The sequence below is a fragment of the Pelistega sp. MC2 genome (assembly GCF_900099475.1).
In the GTDB taxonomy this organism is placed as follows: Bacteria; Pseudomonadota; Gammaproteobacteria; order Burkholderiales; family Burkholderiaceae_B; genus Taylorella; species Taylorella indica.
The window spans coordinates 158494-177106 of record NZ_LT628274.1; the positions used below are offsets into that span (position 1 = coordinate 158494).

Genomic DNA, 18613 nt, shown 5'->3' on the forward strand with positions numbered 1-18613 from the left:
TAAATTCAATTAATGAACTATTTTCGTTAAATGATTTTGTCGAGCAGTCTTTTTTAAATTAAACGACTACTCGACTTTATGCAATCTATAATAAATTCAATTAATGAACTATTTTCGTTAAATGATTTTGTCGAGCAGTCTTTTTACCAAATCCAAAAGACTGCTCGCCGAAAACGTTATTTTATCCAATAGAAAACCCATTGTTATAACACAATAGGTTTATCTCTACGATGCCAGAGTTGCAAATAATAATCATATTTGCAACTCTGTTTTTTCATGGTTGAACGAGTTTAACTAGCTAGTTTTTGCCATGTATCTACAACGGTATCAGGGTTAAGTGACATAGAAAGGATACCCTTATCTTTAAGCCATTGAGCCAAATCAGGATGATCTGAAGGGCCTTGTCCACAAATACCGACATATTTACCGGCTTTTAAGCAAGCATTGATAGCACGCTCTAACATAAATAATACAGCTGGATCGCGCTCATCAAAGTCTGCTGCTAATAATTCCATACCTGAATCGCGGTCTAGACCTAAACTTAATTGAGTCATGTCATTAGAACCAATAGAGAAACCATCAAAGTATTCTAGGAATTGATCGGCTAAAATAGCATTACTAGGAACTTCACACATCATGATTAGACGCAAGCCATTCTCACCACGTTTTAAACCATTTTCTGCTAACAAGTTCACTACACGCTCTGCTTGACTTAAGGTACGAACAAATGGAATCATGATTTCCACATTAGTTAGTCCCATTTCTTCACGAACAAAACGTAATGCCTCACACTCCATACGGAAACATTCAGCAAAATCCTCAGAGATATAGCGAGAAGCTCCGCGGAAGCCTAACATTGGATTTTCCTCTTCTGGCTCATAGCGAGAACCACCAACTAGTTTACGGTACTCATTTGACTTAAAGTCAGACATACGGACAATAACTGGTTTCGGATAGAAGGCAGCAGCAATCGTAGCAACACCTTCCGCTAGTTTTTCCACAAAGAACGCTCTAGGACTAGCATAACCACGTGCAGCAGACTCCACCGCTTTTTTCAAATCACTTGCGACATTTGGATAATCCAACACTGCTTTAGGGTGAACGTTAATATTGTTATTAATGATAAACTCTAAACGTGCTAAGCCAACACCTTTATTTGGAATTTGAGCAAAGTCAAAAGCAAGCTGAGGATTACCTACGTTCATCATAATTTTGACAGGAATCTCTGGCATTTCGCCGCGACGAACTTCTTCAACTTCTGTTTCTAAGAATCCGTCATAAATGCGACCTTCGTCACCTTCTGCACATGATACTGTTACTTCTGCATTTTCAATTAATACCTCAGTACCGTCTCCTGTACCCACCACGGCAGGGATACCTAATTCACGGGCGATAATCGCTGCATGACATGTACGACCACCACGATTCGTAACAATTGCTGCTGCACGTTTCATCACTGGTTCCCAGTTAGGGTCAGTCATGTCAGTAACTAAGATATCGCCGGCTTGAACTTGATCCATATGAGCAATATCATGAATAATGCGTACTTTACCTGCACCAATTTTTTGACCAATCGCACGACCTGTTGTTAACACTGTGCCTGTTGCTTTTAGTTTGTAGCGTTGTTGAATATCATGGCTAACTTCTTGAGACTTAACTGTTTCAGGGCGAGCTTGAAGAATATAAAGTTTACCGTCAATACCGTCACGTCCCCACTCTACATCCATTGGGCGTTGATAGTGTTTTTCAATAATAACGGCATAACGAGCAAGCTCAGTTACTTCATCATCAGTTAATGAATAACGATTACGATCAGTCACTGGCACATCAACAGTTTTAACAGCATTTTCACCAGGTTTGCGATCCTCGTTAAATTCCATTTTGATGAGTTTTGAACCGATACGGCGACTAATAATTGGATACTTATTATTTGCTAGCGCTGGTTTAAATACATAAAACTCGTCAGGATTAACAGCACCTTGAACAACTGTTTCACCAAGACCATAAGAAGAAGTAATGAAAACAACATCAGGGAAACCAGACTCTGTATCAATCGTGAACATTACCCCTGCACTACCCTTATCAGAACGAACCATGCGTTGGATACCAGCTGATAAAGCCACATCAGCATGAGCATAGCCTTTGTGTACACGATAAGAAATAGCACGGTCATTGTATAGAGATGCAAATACATGGCGAATTTTATCTAGTACATCATCAATACCAGCTACATTCAAGAAAGTCTCTTGTTGTCCTGCAAAAGAAGCATCAGGTAAATCCTCGGCTGTTGCTGAAGAACGCACAGCAAAAGTACCTTTACCATCTGTATCTAACTTAGCAAATGAATCACGAATTTCTTGTTCGAATTGAGCAGAAAATGGTGCTTCGATAATCCATTGACGAATTTCTTGACCGGCATTAGCTAATGCTCTTACATCTTCTGGATTTAATGTGGTTAAACGCTCTGAAATACGTTTATCAAGACCTGAATCTTTCAAAAAATCACGAAACGCTTGAGCCGTCGTAGCAAAACCACCAGGAACACGTACTCCAGCGTTGGCTAATTGACTAATCATTTCACCAAGTGAAGCATTTTTACCCCCGACGATATCTACATCGGTCATGCGAAGATTTTCAAAAGGTATTACATAAGACATTGATGTCTCCCAATAAAAAAGAAAGCTTATTTATTCAAAAAATCAGTAAATTCTTAATAATTTTCTCAATAAATACGCCTATATCAGGAAAATATCTTTAATATACGTTATTGTAACCCCTTAGCGATAATTTTGGGTATTTTTTAAGGAAAATTTATGTCATTGCCTCAAAAAACAGTGTTTATTATTTCTGACGGTACAGGAATTACAGCTGAAACCTTTAGTCATTCAGTACTTAGCCAATTTACTGAGCACTATTCTTTTAAACAAATTCGCGAACCTTTCGTCACCACTGTTGATAAAATTAAAGAAATTATTGCTCGCATTGATGAAATTGCCGAAACAGATAGCCCACCTATTATTTTTAGCACTATGGTGGATCAAGAATTAGTCGATTATATGCGCCACTCTAAAGGTATTTTTCTTGATATTTTTGGCGCTTGTGTGAATACGTTAGAATTAAGCTTACAAGTCCGCTCTAACCCAACTGTAGGGCGTTCGCACTTAGATGCCAGTTCTGAAGCCTACCATAAACGCATTGAGGCAATTAATTTCACGCTTGCTCACGATGATGGACAATTCGTTCATGGACTACAAGAGGCTGATGTCATTTTAGTTGGGGTATCTCGTAGTGGTAAAACACCGACAAGTCTATATTTGGCCATGCAATATGCCTTAAAAGTTGCCAATTTCCCTTTAATTCCAGAAGACTTTGAACGTGGTCAGCTACCCAAAACAATTCAGCCATTTAGACATAAACTATTTGGTTTATCAATCCAACCTGAACGATTATCCGAAATTCGTGGCGAGCGCCGTCCCAATAGTAAGTATGCGTCACTAGAACAATGCCGTTACGAAGTAGCAGAAGCTGAACACTTGATGCGTATGCAAAATATCACTTGGTTATCATCAACAACAAAATCAATTGAAGAAATCTCTACCACGGTTTTACAGATTTTAAAACTAGAAACCCATAAATACTAAGTGGTCTTAGTAGATTAATAGACTTGCTTACAATACCTCTGCAAATCAATGCAGAGGTATTTTTGATTAGAGTTCAAAGCCTAATTGACGCTGTTGCTCATATAAAGCAAGTGCACTGGCAATACCTACATTAAGCGACTCAACCTGTTGACTTTGAGGAATAAATACGGCTTGATGGGTAAATTGTAAAATTTCTTCACTCACTCCCTGTCCTTCATGCCCAAATACCCACAACACATTTTTTGGTATTACTAACTCGTAAAGATGCTTTGCTCGTGGACTAAGGTGCGTAATGTACAGAGGCAAAGAACTTTTTTCTAATAAATCAATAGAATCAACTTGTGTATAAATAGTCATAGAAAAATGCGCTCCTTGCGCACTCCTCAGCACCTTACTTGACCACGGATTAGCACATCCAACCGTTAAATAAATATATTTAATATTGAGTGCCGCACATGTCCTAATAATCGTACCTACATTACCGGGGTCTTGTACTCTATCCAGTAAGACAGCTGTTTTTTGTGGATAAGTTATTTCTGGTGTAGAGGGGTTAACACATACCCAAAATAAGATTCCTTGAGGACTTTCTACCGAATTCAACTGTTTAAACAAATGGTCTGGGAGTACGATACAAGCACATTCTTTTAACGTTTGCCAGCGCTGAAAATATGATGCTTGACTACTTTCTCTCAAAATAACTAGCTTAGGAAGCCCTTTATGACTTAACCACATCTCGCATAAATGATCCCCCTCAAGCAACAGTTCATTTTTAACTTTGTGTTGTGCTACCTTGCAGATATTTTTGTACAGAGGGTTATCTTTAGAACTTATCAATTTCATATAATGCAGGGAAAATAATTAATCAAAGCCTTTAAATATACCCCACATCATAACCGATTAGTACTATCAAATAAATATAGCCCAAAAGAAGAAAATAAAAAGTTTATCTATGCAAATAGATAAACTTTTTAAGGTTTAGTAAGTAATGTCTATAGTGCTTGAGGGGTGGGATTTCCTTTGAAATCAATCCAATGCTTCTCTTTGTAGTCATATAATTTGCATGACTTAGCTGTTCTGAAATACCAAGACCAAGAGAAAGGTTGCACCACAATACGTTCTGGTAACATATACTCAAGTTGAGCTTGTGCATTTTTTAATTTATATAGTGGAATAGACATATCCACATGGTGTGCTGTATGTTCCATAATATGGTGCAACAAAGCCCCAAACTGAAATTTGAATAACAGATGTACTGTTGTCGATACAAATGGCTGCGCTTTAGCCCACTCAGCCTTGTTGTCATGCCAAACAACTTTTGTATGAGTATGCTGTACATAAACTACAAAACCAATCATAGAAAACCAGAAAAATAGCGGCAATAACCAAGTAAAAAATAATAGGCTTAAAATGGATTGGTCTGTTGCTATCGCTGCTACGATAACAGCAATAGCCCATAAAATTCCAAAACTTGCACACAATAAGCTATCCCAGAAGAATGATTTTCTTTGGGTACCCATAGCAGATTTTGATGGAAACATCATTTTTTTCCACCAAATTTCGTTAATATAATAAATACCGGGTGCCCAGCCACTGCGGTAAATTCTCTCTAAGAATTGACGCATTGGTGTCATTTGCTGATACTCTTCTAGAGATGCTGGTTGCCATACAAAATCTACCCCTTTTAAATTGGTATATCCATGATGTACAACATTATGACCAACATCCCATAAGCTATATGGAGAAACCCCTGGTAAAAAAGCAATTCTCCCCAACCATTTATTCAACAGACGATGTGGCGTCAAACTTTGATGACATGCATCATGACCTATGATAAAAATACGCCCAATCCAGAATCCTGCTGTTAGCGAGCATAATAGTTTGACCCACCATGCTTGGAAGTAAACCGTGCCAATGAGTAATGCACCAAGAATAATAAAGTCAACAGTTAATAATGTAATCGCCTTAAAAGTATCTTTTTCTGATAAAGGAATAAGCCAGCTACGGATAATTTTACGATGTGGTAATTCTGCTTGAGGATCAATTGGCTGAAGCGAATTTTCAGTAGTCATGAGGTAATTTAAACTTTGTTTCAAATAATGTTTAATTATACCCAAAAAAACATTTAAAGGGTTGAAATAGCATAAATGTTACTAATGACATAATGATGACATTTAGCAATTCTGTCATTATTTTCACCCTAACTTAATACATTTTTTCCATAAACTCACGCATCATTGCCAATGATTTCACGCCAGGACTTTGCTCAACCCCACTACTTAAATCAATGGCATAATAATTACCCTTATATAGATCAACGTTATCTTTTTTAATTCCACCAGCAATAACCATTTTGTATGGTGAAAGATATTCTTTTAAGGGCTCAAGAATAGATAAATCAAAACCCACTCCTGAACCACCATAGTGGGGTGTATACGTATCAAATAAAAAAGCTTGAGCAGAAGTAAATTGTTTTAGGTAGGTAAAAAGCTTTTCTGTGGTATCTAACTCTGGAGAGCCAACTCTAACAGCACGCCAATATGGAAAATCGAATTGCTGACAAAACTCAGCTGTCTCATCACCATGAAACTGAATCGCATCTGGTTGTAAATGATTAATCACCTCTTCAACCTCATGTGCACTTGGATTAACCATGAGTACAATCAAATTCATAAATGCTGGGATATGTTTTTTTAACTCAATCGCTTGTGCCAAGGAGACATAGCGCTTACTTTTAGGGTAAATAACAAATCCAATGGCATCTACACCTAATTCTGCTGCCATTAGTATTTCTTCTGGTTGACGTAAACCACAAATTTTTACTCTTGTTCTCATATGACCTCTAAAACAATAGGGGAAGAGTAATAACACTCCTCCCCTATTGTATTTGTTAAGTGATGCCGTTATTGGAAAGTTGAGTTACTTTCTGAATAAGGGTCATCTCCATAAGATGATTCGCCCGTATCAATAATAACCGATTTAGGATCAACACCCGAACCCTGATCTTTGTAGTGCGTCACTACGCCAGGGAAAACCATAACTAGAATTACCATTAACAACTGGATAACGATAAATGGGATAGAGCCACGGTAAATATCTCCTGTACTAACACGAGGGATAATTTCACCGGTAATTTTATCTTTATAGTCCTCTTTAGGTGCTACTGAGCGTAAATAAAATAAGGCAAAACCAAATGGTGGGTGCATAAAGGATGTTTGCATATTAACAGCTAACAACACACCGAACCAGATTAAATCAATGCCCATCTTATCAGCTACTGGCCCCAATAAAGGAACAATGATAAAGGCTAATTCAAAGAAGTCTAAAAAGAAGGCTAAGAAGAATGTAGCAATACTTACTACAATCAAGAAGCCTGTTTGCCCGCCTGGTAGTGATGAGAATAGACCCTCTACCCAATGCTGACCACCAAAGCCAGTAAAGGTTAGCGTAAAGATGGTTGAGCCTACAAGAATGAAAATAACAAAACTCGTTAATTTTGTCGTCGTTTCCATTGCTTGTTTTAATAGATCTAATGATAGGCGACCTCTTAATAAAGCTAATAAAATAGCACCAACTGCACCCATCGCACCACCTTCTGTTGGCGTTGCCACACCGATAAAGATCGTACCTAACACCAAGAAAATCAGGAATAGCGGAGGTATCATCACGAATACAACACGCTCAGCAATTTTAGATAATAGATTAAGGCGCAACAGCTTATTTAGCACGGCAACAATAAAAGCAAATAACCCCCACAATAAGAGATTAACCACTACTCTCTCATCAACCGGTGCTTTTTCTGTTAGTACTTGAGATGACACAAAATAAGCCCCAACACTAGCCGCAATCGTTAGAACAAGTAAAGAAATAAGTCCAGAAGATCCATTAGGTTGGCGATACACTCTATCCTTCTCTGGGATTGACGGTGCTGAGTTAGGCTTGATAATAGTCATGGTCAACACGTAGAGCACATATACCCCAGTCAAAATAAGTCCGGGTAATATTGCGCCACGGTACATATCACCAATTGAACGTCCTAATTGGTCTGCCAAAATAATTAGCACTAGCGATGGCGGAATAATTTGCGATAATGTACCTGATGCAGCAATAACGCCAGTAGCCAGTTTGCGATCATAGCCATAACGTAGCATAATCGGCAACGAAATTAACCCCATTGAAATAACCGAGGCGGATACCACCCCAGTCGTCGCTGCTAACATCGCTCCTACAAAAATAACCGCATAGGCTAAACCACCACGAACAGGGCCAAACAACTGCCCAATAGTCTCTAGCAAGTCTTCGGCCATTCCAGATCGTTCAAGAATCAACCCCATCAAGGTAAAGAAAGGTACAGCAAGCAAAGAATCGTTTTGAACAATACCAAATACACGCTCTGGCAGTGCTTGTAAAAAAGCAAAAGAGAATTCATCAAAGTAAATTCCTAGTAAAGTATATAAAATACCATTAGCCGCTAGAGAAAATGCCACTGGAAAGCCCAATAACAAAAAGCAGATTAATGTTAAAAACATAATCGGCGGCATATTAGCAATAATAAAATCCATTTATGTCACCTTAATTCTTAAGAGCCGCGATATCTTGAGCTAACAACTCTTCGGCAGTAGGACCGTCATGTTTTAATGGGTTTGGTCCTTTATCTGTTAGAAAAGCGATGCATTTAATCGCATGTGAAATACCAGCGAGTGACAATAAAGTGAATCCTACAGGAATTAGTAATTTTACTGGCCAGCGAATAAGACCACCTGAGTTAGAGGACTCCTCACCCGTTACAAAAGATAATTCAAAAAATGGAATAGATAAATAAACAATCAATAAACATGCAGGTAACATGAAAAAGATTACCCCGATTAAATCAATTATCACTTGTGTGCGAGGTGATAAACGCTGATTAATGATATCCACTCGGACATGTTCATTTTTTAGGAAAGTATAGCCTGCTGCCAATAGAAAAATAACCCCAAACAAATACCATTGAATTTCAAGCCATGCGTTAGAACTTACATGAAAAGTTTTTCGTACAATAGCATTCCCTGCACTGATTAATACGACAATCAAGGTAACCCATGTTACAGATCTCCCTACTAGAGACATAATCGCATCAATTGCTTTGGAAATAGAAAGCAAAAATTTCATAAGATTCTCAAATTTAATTTAAAAAACATAACCGCGTATGCCATTCTTTGAATGAATTGGTAAATACACGGTTAAAATCCACCACATTATAACGGACTTAGCTTTTCTTTTGGCGAACCTGATTAATCATGTATGAATCAAAGTTAAATTCCCCTACACCAAACCATGGTGTTACTTCTTCACGGAAAGCGGTGTAATTATCATAAACTTTCTTGAACAACGCATCTTTAGCTGATAATTCAGCATAAAGCTTTTGACTTTCTGCATAGCACACATCTAAAATTTCTTTTGAGAAACGTTTTAGTTGAGCACCTTCAGAAATCAAGCGACGTAAAGCTTGAGGATTACGGTGATCATAAGTAGCTAACATTTGCGTAGCTGCCATATTAGATGCTTGATTGATAGCATGTTGGTAAGTTTTGGGTAAAGCGTTATAAGAGTCCTTATTAATGTATAAAGACACTTGTAAAGCACCTTCCCACCATCCAGGGAAATAATAGTTAGGAGCTACTTTGTGGAAACCTAATTTTTCATCATCATAAGGACCAATCCACTCTGCCGCATCAATAGTACCTTTTTCTAGTGAAGGATAAATATCACCACCAGCCACTTGTTGAGGCACTACACCTAAACGTGATAACACAGCACCAGCAAAAGCACTACAACGGAATTTTAGACCTTTTAGATCATCAGCTGTATTGATTTCTTTGCGGAACCAACCACCCATCTGAGTGCCGGTGTAACCACATGGGAAATTGACAATATTGTATTTATCATAAATCTCACGAGTCAATGCCATACCATCACCCTCGTGCATCCATGCCATCATTTGGCGTGTATTCATACCAAACGGTACGGCTGAGTCAAAACAAATAACAGGATCCTTACCATAATAGTAGTAAGACGCTGAGTGCCCACACTCTACTGTACCATTTTGCACCGCATCTAATACTTGTAAAGCGGGAACAATTTCTCCGGCGTGATGCACTCGAACATTAAATTTACCACCTGTTGCCTCAGATAAAAATTTAGCGAAATTTGCGCCACCATTATAAATAGCATCAGCACTAGTAGGGAAACTAGATGCTAAACGCCAATTTAGTGTTGGTGCATCTTGTGCAAAAACTGGGGCAGCTAAAGAAGCACCACCTGTAGCGGCGATACCTAAGGAAGCTTTCTTAAGAAATGAACGACGTTGCATCTTGAGACTCCTGTCACGTATTACAAAACGTAAGGAGTATTGTATAAAAAATCTATTGCCTCGCAATATTATCGGAAACCCTAAAAATATCACTAATAGATTTAGCAAGTCTTATTTTTGCGTGTTTTTCTCTTACAAAGCTTGAATCAGACTTTGTAATGGCTGCTTAAGATCAAATGCACTAGCCGGCAAATGAAAATTTTCTGGATACTCCACATCGACCAAATATAAACCATCCGGCATAAATGTTGGCGCAGAAAACTTCCTATCTTTTTGTGCCAATAAGTCTTGTATCCATTCAGGCTGATAACGCCCTTTTCCCACATAGACTAAAGCACCAATGATATTTCTGACCATATGGTGTAAAAAAGCATTGGCTTTGAGGGTGAAAATAATAAAAACCCCTTGCTGCTGAATATCTAACAGCTCTAAGGTACGCACAGGACTTTTGGCCTGACAAATTGACGATCGAAAAGAGGAAAAATCATGCTGCCCTACTAAATACTGCCCAGCTTGCCGCATTGCCTCAATATTTAAGGAATTAAAGTCTAAGCCTGCTCTACCGACCCAACTTGGTGCAATGTGAGTTTCATTACGTAAAATATATACATAGGTTCGAGCTGTCGCACTGAATCTCGCATGAAAATCATCTGATACTTCTTGAGCCCAACGAACACGAATAGTAGGAGGTAATAAAGCATTAACCCCCCTCACCCAAGAATATAGTCGGCGATTAGCATAAGTGTCAAAATGAACAACCTGTCCTATACCATGTACGCCTGTATCGGTCCTGCCTGCACAAATAGTAGCGACGGGTGAATCCGTGAATTGTGTTAATGCTCGTTCTAGATAATCTTGCACAGTATTACCATTAGGTTGTGTCTGCCAACCATTAAATGCTTGACCGTCATAGGCAATACCCAACGTCATACGCTTTAGCAGAGGGATATTTTCTTGCATAATAGATTATCTTGTTAGTATTAAATTTATAGGGCACTCACCTATGTAAGTGCCCCTAAAGCAAGTTAACTACCAATAACCTGCCATATTATAAGATAGTGAATAAATTACAGTTCGCCAATAGCAATACGTAGCATACGGCGCAACGGCTCAGCAGCTCCCCATAGTAACTGGTCACCTACTGTAAAGGCACTAACATACTCTGGTCCCATATTCATTTTACGTACACGACCTACTGGAATTGTTAACGTACCAGAAATAGCCACAGGACTTAATTCATTCATAGAATTTTCACGGGTATTAGGGATAAAACGTGCCCATTCTGTGCCTGATTTAATCATATCCTCAATTTCATCAAGTGGAATATCACGTTTTAATTTCAATGTTAATGCTTGGCTGTGTGAGCGCATAGCACCGATACGTACACATAAGCCATCTATTGGAATTAGTGGTAAATCAAAACCTTCGCCACGTCCTAAAATTTTATTAGTCTCAGCTTGAGCTTTCCATTCTTCACGGGATTGACCATTGCCTAAATCTTTATCAATCCAAGGAATTAAATTTCCTGCTAGAGGAACACCGAAGTTATCTCGAGGTAAATCTGCATCTTTCTGTTTAGCTAATACTTGGCGATCAATTTCCAAAATAGCTGATGCAGGATCGTCTAGCAATGATGCAACTGACTGATTCAGGATACCAAATTGCGTTAATAACTCACGCATATGCTTAGCACCACCACCAGAAGCCGCTTGGTAAGTCATTGAGGTCATCCATTCAACGGCATCTTCACGGAACAAACCTGCCAAGCCCATTAACATACAACTAACAGTACAATTACCACCAATAAAGTTTTTAATTCCTTTCTTAATACCCGCATCAATTACATGACGATTAACAGGATCAAGAACAATAATGGCATCATCTTTCATACGTAGCGTACTTGCCGCATCAATCCAAAGACCATCCCATCCTGCCTCACGTAGTTTTGGATACACTTCAGTCGTATAATCACCACCTTGAGCCGTTAAAATGATGGGTAATTTTTTTAATGCGTCAATATCATAAGCATCTTGTAAATTACCAGCTCCATCAGCCCATGAAGGAGCTTTAGCACCTGCGCTACTTGTAGAAAAAAATACCGGATTAATGAGAGAAAAATCACCCTCATCACGCATTCTTTGCATAAGCACAGAACCAACCATTCCGCGCCAACCGATAATACCAACTGATTGTGTCATTTTGAATTTTCCAAATAATGAATGTTGTCTAACAAAGAGAATTTATAACTTACTGCAATACTAGCGCTCTCTATAAAGCGGCAATTACGGCATCACCCATCTGTGATGTGCCTACTTTTATAGTACCTTCTTTATAAATATCTACCGTACGATAGCCTTGCTCTAGTACTTTACCAACAGCAGCTTCAATTTGCTGTGCCGCTATTTCATTACCAAATGAATAACGTAGCATCATTGCCGCAGAAAGAATCGTCGCTAAAGGGTTAGCTAGATTTTTACCAGCAATATCTGGTGCAGAGCCATGACTTGGTTCATACAATCCTTGGTTTGTCGCATTGAGTGAGGCTGAAGGTAACATACCGATAGATCCTGTTAGCATTGATGCTTCATCAGACAAAATATCACCAAATAAATTGCCAGTCACGACGACATCAAACTCTTTAGGCGCTCTAACCAATTGCATAGCAGCATTATCAATATACATATGTGTTAAGGCTACATCTGGGTATTCCTTACTCACATCAATCATGATGTCACGCCAAAATTGTGATGTTTCTAGTACATTTGCCTTGTCTACAGAACATAATTTTTTCTGGCGTTTTTGTGCGGCTTGGAAAGCGATATGGGCAATACGACGCACCTCACTTTCAGCGTAGCGCATCGTATCATAGCCCTCTTTATCACCTACAAATAAGCCATCTGTAGCAATACGTATACCACGAGGTGTACCAAAGTAAATATCCCCTGTCAGTTCACGTACGATTAAAATATTTAGACCAGATACCACCTCAGGCTTCAAGGTAGATACATCCGCTAATTGAGGGTACAGCACAGCTGGTCTTAAGTTCGCAAATAAGCCTAAGTTTTTACGTAGACCTAGAATAGCTTGCTCGGGACGGAATTCTCTTGGCAATGTATCGTATTTCCAATCACCTACCGCCCCAAACAATACAGCTTGGGATTTTTTAGCCAAATCTAGAGTATGTTTTGGTAATGGGTGTCCATAAAGATCATATGCTCGCCCGCCCACATCCGCTTTTTCAAGCTCTAAATCAAGCTTAAGTGCAGCTAAGACACGTACAGCTTGTTCTACGATTTCTTCACCAATACCATCACCTGGTAATACTGCTACTAAATTTGACATACTCTATCCTATTGTTTCATCACATTGCTTGCCCTACTAGCCATGGCATAGCTTGCAAACGTTTTTTCTCGAATTCTTTTATTTTATCCGATTGTCGAAGTGTTAGGCCGATATCATCGAATCCATTTAATAAACAGTAGCGACGGAAAGGCTCAACATCAAAAGAAATTTGACGTCCACTAGGCGTTTCAATCACTTGTTTTTCTAGATTAACGGTCAATTGATAACCTTCTGTCATATTCACTTCATCAAATAAATTAGCTACCGTATTTTCATCTAAACGAATAGGTAACAAGCCATTTTTGAAGCTATTATTAAAGAAAATATCGGCAAAAGATGGGGCAATAATCACTCTAAAACCATATTGTTCTAGTGCCCATGGAGCATGTTCTCGACTAGAGCCACAGCCAAAATTCTTTCTAGCCAATAAAATTGATGCACCATGGTAACGTGGCTTATTTAAGACAAAATCAGGATTTAATGGACGTTTTGTGTTATCCATTCCAGGCTCGCCATGATCCAAATAGCGTAACTCGTCAAATAAATTAGGTCCAAAGCCTGTACGTTTAATTGACTTCAAAAATTGCTTTGGAATAATAAGGTCTGTATCTACATTTTCACGATCTAATGGAGCAACTAACCCTTTGTGTATAGTAAATGCTTGCATAAAAACTCTCCCTAGAATGAACGTACATCAACAAAATGACCAGCGATAGCTGCTGATGCTGCCATAGCTGGGCTGACTAAATGTGTACGCCCTCCTTGTCCTTGGCGCCCCTCAAAATTACGATTAGAGGTAGAAGCACAACGCTCACCTGGTTCAAGTCTATCCGCATTCATCGCTAAACACATAGAACAGCCTGGCTCTCTCCACTCAAATCCTGCATCTTTAAAGATTTTATCTAGTCCTTCTTCCTCTGCTTGTAACTTAACTAAGCCAGAACCAGGTACAACCATCGCTTGTTTAACATTGGCAGCCACTTTACGACCTTTGATAACAGCAGCTGCTGCTCGTAAATCCTCAATACGAGAATTTGTACATGAACCGATAAATACTCGCTCAATTTTAATCTCTGAGATAGGCGTATCTACCGTTAACCCCATATATTCTAAGGCACGCTCCATACCACTACGCTTCACAGGATCATTCTCTGACGCAGGATTAGGTACTTTATCCTCAATACTCAATACCATTTCAGGTGATGTTCCCCACGTTACTTGTGGACGGATATCTTCCGCATTAATTTCAATCACTGCATCAAAATGAGCATCCTTATCTGAGTGCAATGTTTTCCAATATTCTACGGCTTGATCCCATAACTCACCTTTTGGTGAATAAGGTTTATTTTTGAAATACTCAATCGTTTTATCATCTACAGCAACTAGTCCTGAACGAGCTCCAGCTTCAATTGCCATATTACAAACAGTTAGTCGCCCCTCCATTGATAAATCACGAATAGTACTACCCGCAAATTCAATGGCATGGCCAGTACCACCCGCCGTACCAATTACACCGATAATATGCAATACCACGTCTTTTGCAGTACAACCAATTGGTAATGTACCCTCTACTTTTATGAGCATATTTTTATTTTTTTTCATTAGCAGCGTTTGTGTAGCAAGAACGTGCTCTACTTCTGAGGTACCAATACCAAAAGCCAAAGCACCCATTGCACCATGTGTACTCGTATGAGAATCACCGCAAACAACTGTCATTCCTGGTAAAGTAGCACCTTGCTCTGGCCCAACAACATGGACAATACCTTGTCTTATATCATCCATACGAAATTCAGTAATACCATATGTTGCACAATTTTGATCAAGCGTATCAACCTGCAATTTAGAGATTGGGTCTGTGATCCCCTCTTTACGATTACTCGTTGGAACGTTATGATCGGCTACTGCTAGATTGGCACTAAGTCGCCAAGGTTGGCGATTAGCCATTGTCAATCCTTCAAATGCTTGTGGACTGGTAACTTCATGCAATAATTGACGATCGATATAGATAAGACAGGTCCCATCCTCTTCTTGGCTCACCACATGAGCATCCCATAATTTATCGTAAAGTGTTTTAGCCATTTAAAACCTCATATTAAAAAATACAGTATGTGACTGTAATGATTATGCCAGTCTAAGAAAACTTAACAAGACAATTAAATATACTAGTACTAATACTACTATAATATCAACCATAAGCCACTACCTAAGCAAATCACTGCATGTGTCGTAGCTTACTTGTCCCTCTATAAATTTTTATAACCTTAGCAATAAGCTTATTGACGATATGCCCTGTGCATTAAAAGATTATCGATTAAAACTAGTGCTAATAATGCTTCAGCGATAGGTGTTGCACGGATACCTACACAAGGGTCATGACGCCCTAATGTTTGAACGATTACAGGCTCATTATTGGTATTGATAGATTGTCGTTCGATACGAATACTAGAGGTTGGTTTAATGGCTAGAGATACCGTAATATCTTGCCCACTCGAAATCCCCCCTAAAATTCCGCCTGCATGATTACTTAAAAAACCTTGTGGCGTAATTTCATCACCATGAACAGATCCTTTCTGATCTATGCAATCAAAACCCGCCCCAATAGAGATACCTTTTACAGCATTCAATCCCATCATCACATAAGCAATCTGCGCGTCTAATCGATGGTATATTGGCTCACCTAAACCAACCGGAATATTTTTGGCTACAACTTCGATTCGTGCACCAATCGAATCCCCCTCTTTACGCAATATATCCATATAGTTTTCTAATTCTGGGATAATTTCTGCATTTGGAGCAAAAAATGGGTTATTAGCTACTTCTGACCAACTGACAAACGGAATTTTAATAGGACCTAGTTGGCTCATATAGCCCATAACTTCAATTCCATAGCGCTCTTTTAACCACTTTTTGGCAATTGCACCCGCTGCTACAGTAGGAGCTGTCAAACGTGCGGATGAGCGCCCTCCGCCACGAGGGTCGCGAATGCCAAATTTATTCCAATAAGTATAATCAGCATGTCCTGGTCGGAAAGACTCACTGATATTAGTATAATCTTTACTTCGTTGATCTTGATTTTCAATTAGCAATGCAATAGGCGTCCCTGTTGTTTTACCTTGATAAACACCCGATAAAATTTTAACTAAATCCGGCTCTCGTCTCTGTGTAACATGGCGTGAAGTACCTGGTTTACGACGATCTAACTCTTTTTGTATATCCTCTTCCGATAGACTCAACCCTGCCGGGCAACCATCAACCACACAGCCAATAGCGATGCCATGAGACTCGCCAAAATTAGTTACCGTAAAGAGTTTACCTAAAATACTTCCCGTCATATGTTCCCTATCAATATCCAATAGATTGTAAATAAAACTGTAAATTTATACGTTATTCTTGCTTGAAGTTTGTTGTGACTGCTCTGCTTGCTCTTGTAAGCGTTTTCTTTGCTTGGCTATTTTCTTAGCTGGTCTAACATAAAAAATGGCAAAACAAAAGACGATAAATGCCAAGAAAAACTCAATCATCCCCAGTTTTTGCGAAAGTGGCGATACATCCGAATACCACCGCGTAGTCCCTTCTAAAATATAGAGTAATACCAGCATTGAAGACCACTGCATAGTATAAAGATTCCCTTTATATACACCATACAAAGGAAACATCAAAGGGAGTGCTTTTAAAAAATATATACTCCCCCCAGGGACAATAGGATCTAGCCAAAGTTCCCAGACAATACACAAAATAAATAACGCTAACAACGCTATAAAAGCACCGTAATGTAATACAGGATTGAGTGCTACCGTCCCCTCTATTGCCTGAGACCTTGTTTGTGTTGTTGCCTGTGTTGGATGAGCTGTCATATAAAATAAAGAAAAAAGAGATAGATGCTGTTTTGAAATTATTATACGTATTTTTTTATGGAAACGCTCTTAATCTTGTTATACTTAGCTGATTAACAAATACCCTAATCAATAATGCAAGACAAAGAGAACGACAGCAAACGTTTTGATGAAATTCAAAAAACAGAAGAACAATCAGAAGAACAGCAAGTAGAACAAAATACTAAGCCGTTTTTAAAACAGGCTGTTGTTACTGCTTTTCATCGTCTAACAAGTGACAATCTAACGCAAGTGGCTAGTAGTTTAACCTTCACAACTGTTTTAGCCATTGTACCTTTGCTAGCCGTTATTCTGTCGCTATTTACTGCCTTCCCTATTTTTAAGGAATTACAAGTTGAACTTGATCATTTCTTGACAACTAGTTTAATGCCAGAAGCCATGTCTCACAATATTATGCAGTATCTTAATACCTTTGTGGAAAAGGCTAGAAATATGACGGCAGTGGGTGCAATTGGCCTGCTAATTACCTCAATTCTTTTGATGAAAACGATTGATGAAGTGCTCAATAGGATTTGGCGTGTAAAAAAACAGCGCCCACTTTCTATCCGTGTACTGATTTATTGGGCTATTCTTTCAATCGGACCATTTATGCTAGCTGCCAGTATTTGGGCTAGCTCATTTATTACTAGAGCACAATTAGGAATTGGTGTTGACCTCAGCTTTATTCAAAACCTATTTGCGACGCTCTTCCCTATGCTTTTATCGTTTGTCAGCTTTAGCTTACTATACTACGTCGTTCCTAACCGTACCGTTTATCTACGTGATGCTATGATTGGTGGCATTATTGCTGCTGTACTTTTTGAATTATTAAAAATGGGATTTGCTTACTATATTGCTAAATTCCCTTCTTATACTGTGATTTATGGTGCATTTGCCAGTATCCCATTATTTTTGATGTGGATTTACATTTCTTGGCTTATCGTCCTATTTGGCGCTATTATTGCGTCTATTGTCCCTCAAATCCGTTTCGGTCATATCGAAACCAAAAATAAAGCAGGTGCTAATTTTATTCAGGCTGTTCGTATTTTACGAACATTAGCAGAAAGTCAAAATAAAAATCCACCAGGAAAAAGTACGCAATACTTAGTCAAGACAATGCATGGTAACGCAACACATACTTTGCACATTCTCGAAGAGCTTAATAGTCTAGGGTATATTGTTAATACTCAAGGTCAACGCTCAGAGCGATGGGTATTAGCAAGTAGCTTAGAAAAAGACTTACATTCTCTCAGTGATTTATTTTTACTCAATCCAGAAATTGCTGAATCCATGGGAGATGAAAAAATTCGTATCGCTATGAGCAAATTGCTACTAAAAGAAGATGTTCATATCACCGATATTTTATAGATTTATTGAATTGATAATATTGGTTGACAAAAGATTTTGAT

Annotated in this window: 16 protein-coding genes; 2 read left to right on the forward strand and 14 right to left on the reverse strand. The window is 38.7% G+C overall.

Going from position 1 to position 18613, the window contains the following annotated elements; genetic code table 11:
• Positions 1–290: 290 nt before the first annotated feature.
• Complete coding sequence (gene ppsA / locus BQ4443_RS02530; protein WP_023950876.1) at positions 291–2657, reverse strand: phosphoenolpyruvate synthase; 2367 nt, start codon at positions 2655–2657, stop codon at positions 291–293.
• A gap of 156 nt (positions 2658–2813) precedes the next feature.
• On the opposite strand from ppsA, the gene BQ4443_RS02535 reads away from it, so the two are divergent.
• A complete protein-coding gene (locus BQ4443_RS02535) occupies positions 2814–3641 on the forward strand; it encodes a posphoenolpyruvate synthetase regulatory kinase/phosphorylase PpsR (RefSeq protein WP_023950874.1) in 828 nt (275 codons plus the stop codon).
• A gap of 66 nt (positions 3642–3707) precedes the next feature.
• On the opposite strand, the gene BQ4443_RS02540 is transcribed toward BQ4443_RS02535, so the two are convergent.
• The 13 genes from BQ4443_RS02540 to BQ4443_RS02600 form a co-directional block, all read right to left on the reverse strand.
• On the reverse strand, positions 3708–4481 hold the full coding sequence (locus BQ4443_RS02540; protein WP_023950872.1) for a TrmH family RNA methyltransferase: 774 nt from the start codon (positions 4479–4481) through the stop codon (positions 3708–3710).
• Between the two features lie 149 nt (positions 4482–4630).
• Positions 4631–5710, reverse strand: coding sequence for a fatty acid desaturase (locus tag BQ4443_RS02545; protein WP_071057950.1), 1080 nt, complete (start codon positions 5708–5710; stop codon positions 4631–4633).
• A 133-nt stretch (positions 5711–5843) separates the two neighbouring features.
• Positions 5844–6473 (reverse strand): phosphoribosylanthranilate isomerase, encoded by a 630-nt coding sequence (locus BQ4443_RS02550; protein WP_023950868.1) that lies wholly within the window; start codon positions 6471–6473, stop codon positions 5844–5846.
• 68 nt (positions 6474–6541) lie between these two features.
• Positions 6542–8200, reverse strand: a complete 1659-nt coding sequence (locus BQ4443_RS02555) for a TRAP transporter large permease (protein ID WP_071057951.1) — start codon at positions 8198–8200, stop codon at positions 6542–6544.
• A 10-nt stretch (positions 8201–8210) separates the two neighbouring features.
• The gene (locus tag BQ4443_RS02560; RefSeq protein ID WP_071057952.1) at positions 8211–8789 is read right to left on the reverse strand and encodes a TRAP transporter small permease subunit; all 579 of its coding nucleotides are present in this window, start codon (positions 8787–8789) and stop codon (positions 8211–8213) included.
• 97 nt (positions 8790–8886) lie between these two features.
• The gene (locus BQ4443_RS02565) at positions 8887–9990 is read right to left on the reverse strand and encodes a TRAP transporter substrate-binding protein (protein ID WP_071057953.1); all 1104 of its coding nucleotides are present in this window, start codon (positions 9988–9990) and stop codon (positions 8887–8889) included.
• A gap of 132 nt (positions 9991–10122) precedes the next feature.
• Positions 10123–10950: a tRNA pseudouridine(38-40) synthase TruA gene (gene truA / locus BQ4443_RS02570; protein WP_071057954.1), complete on the reverse strand. Its 828-nt coding sequence runs from the start codon at positions 10948–10950 to the stop codon at positions 10123–10125.
• 107 nt (positions 10951–11057) lie between these two features.
• Entirely contained in the window at positions 11058–12188 is a 1131-nt protein-coding gene (gene asd, locus BQ4443_RS02575; RefSeq protein WP_071057955.1) for an aspartate-semialdehyde dehydrogenase, read from the reverse strand.
• 70 nt (positions 12189–12258) lie between these two features.
• The gene (leuB, locus tag BQ4443_RS02580) at positions 12259–13332 is read right to left on the reverse strand and encodes a 3-isopropylmalate dehydrogenase (protein ID WP_023950859.1); all 1074 of its coding nucleotides are present in this window, start codon (positions 13330–13332) and stop codon (positions 12259–12261) included.
• Between the two features lie 19 nt (positions 13333–13351).
• On the reverse strand, positions 13352–13999 hold the full coding sequence (gene leuD / locus BQ4443_RS02585; RefSeq protein ID WP_071057956.1) for a 3-isopropylmalate dehydratase small subunit: 648 nt from the start codon (positions 13997–13999) through the stop codon (positions 13352–13354).
• Positions 14000–14010: 11 nt separating this feature from the next.
• On the reverse strand, positions 14011–15411 hold the full coding sequence (gene leuC, locus BQ4443_RS02590) for a 3-isopropylmalate dehydratase large subunit (RefSeq protein ID WP_071057957.1): 1401 nt from the start codon (positions 15409–15411) through the stop codon (positions 14011–14013).
• Between the two features lie 194 nt (positions 15412–15605).
• Positions 15606–16664, reverse strand: a complete 1059-nt coding sequence (aroC, locus tag BQ4443_RS02595; RefSeq protein ID WP_023950853.1) for a chorismate synthase — start codon at positions 16662–16664, stop codon at positions 15606–15608.
• Positions 16665–16709: 45 nt separating this feature from the next.
• Entirely contained in the window at positions 16710–17186 is a 477-nt protein-coding gene (locus BQ4443_RS02600; RefSeq protein ID WP_023950851.1) for a DUF2069 domain-containing protein, read from the reverse strand.
• 114 nt (positions 17187–17300) lie between these two features.
• On the opposite strand from BQ4443_RS02600, the gene BQ4443_RS02605 reads away from it, so the two are divergent.
• Positions 17301–18572 carry a YihY family inner membrane protein gene (locus BQ4443_RS02605; RefSeq protein ID WP_071057958.1) on the forward strand — a complete coding sequence of 424 codons (1272 nt, stop codon included), beginning with the start codon at positions 17301–17303 and terminating at the stop codon, positions 18570–18572.
• The last annotated feature ends 41 nt before the right edge of the window (positions 18573–18613 follow it).

Excerpts from the sequence above, each read along its gene's own strand:
- ppsA (WP_023950876.1), bottom strand. The coding sequence starts at position 2,657 with ATGTCTTATGTAATACCTTTTGAAAATCTTCGCATGACCGATGTAGAT.
- BQ4443_RS02550 (WP_023950868.1), bottom strand. The coding sequence starts at position 6,473 with ATGAGAACAAGAGTAAAAATTTGTGGTTTACGTCAACCAGAAGAAATA.
- BQ4443_RS02535 (WP_023950874.1), top strand. The coding sequence starts at position 2,814 with ATGTCATTGCCTCAAAAAACAGTGTTTATTATTTCTGACGGTACAGGA.
- asd (WP_071057955.1), bottom strand. The coding sequence starts at position 12,188 with ATGACACAATCAGTTGGTATTATCGGTTGGCGCGGAATGGTTGGTTCT.
- BQ4443_RS02545 (WP_071057950.1), bottom strand. The coding sequence starts at position 5,710 with ATGACTACTGAAAATTCGCTTCAGCCAATTGATCCTCAAGCAGAATTA.
- BQ4443_RS02600 (WP_023950851.1), bottom strand. The coding sequence starts at position 17,186 with ATGACAGCTCATCCAACACAGGCAACAACACAAACAAGGTCTCAGGCA.
- BQ4443_RS02555 (WP_071057951.1), bottom strand. The coding sequence starts at position 8,200 with ATGGATTTTATTATTGCTAATATGCCGCCGATTATGTTTTTAACATTA.
- BQ4443_RS02605 (WP_071057958.1), top strand. The coding sequence starts at position 17,301 with ATGCAAGACAAAGAGAACGACAGCAAACGTTTTGATGAAATTCAAAAA.
- leuD (WP_071057956.1), bottom strand. The coding sequence starts at position 13,999 with ATGCAAGCATTTACTATACACAAAGGGTTAGTTGCTCCATTAGATCGT.
- aroC (WP_023950853.1), bottom strand. The coding sequence starts at position 16,664 with ATGACGGGAAGTATTTTAGGTAAACTCTTTACGGTAACTAATTTTGGC.
- BQ4443_RS02560 (WP_071057952.1), bottom strand. The coding sequence starts at position 8,789 with ATGAAATTTTTGCTTTCTATTTCCAAAGCAATTGATGCGATTATGTCT.
- BQ4443_RS02565 (WP_071057953.1), bottom strand. The coding sequence starts at position 9,990 with ATGCAACGTCGTTCATTTCTTAAGAAAGCTTCCTTAGGTATCGCCGCT.
- leuB (WP_023950859.1), bottom strand. The coding sequence starts at position 13,332 with ATGTCAAATTTAGTAGCAGTATTACCAGGTGATGGTATTGGTGAAGAA.
- leuC (WP_071057957.1), bottom strand. The coding sequence starts at position 15,411 with ATGGCTAAAACACTTTACGATAAATTATGGGATGCTCATGTGGTGAGC.
- truA (WP_071057954.1), bottom strand. The coding sequence starts at position 10,950 with ATGCAAGAAAATATCCCTCTGCTAAAGCGTATGACGTTGGGTATTGCC.
- BQ4443_RS02540 (WP_023950872.1), bottom strand. The coding sequence starts at position 4,481 with ATGAAATTGATAAGTTCTAAAGATAACCCTCTGTACAAAAATATCTGC.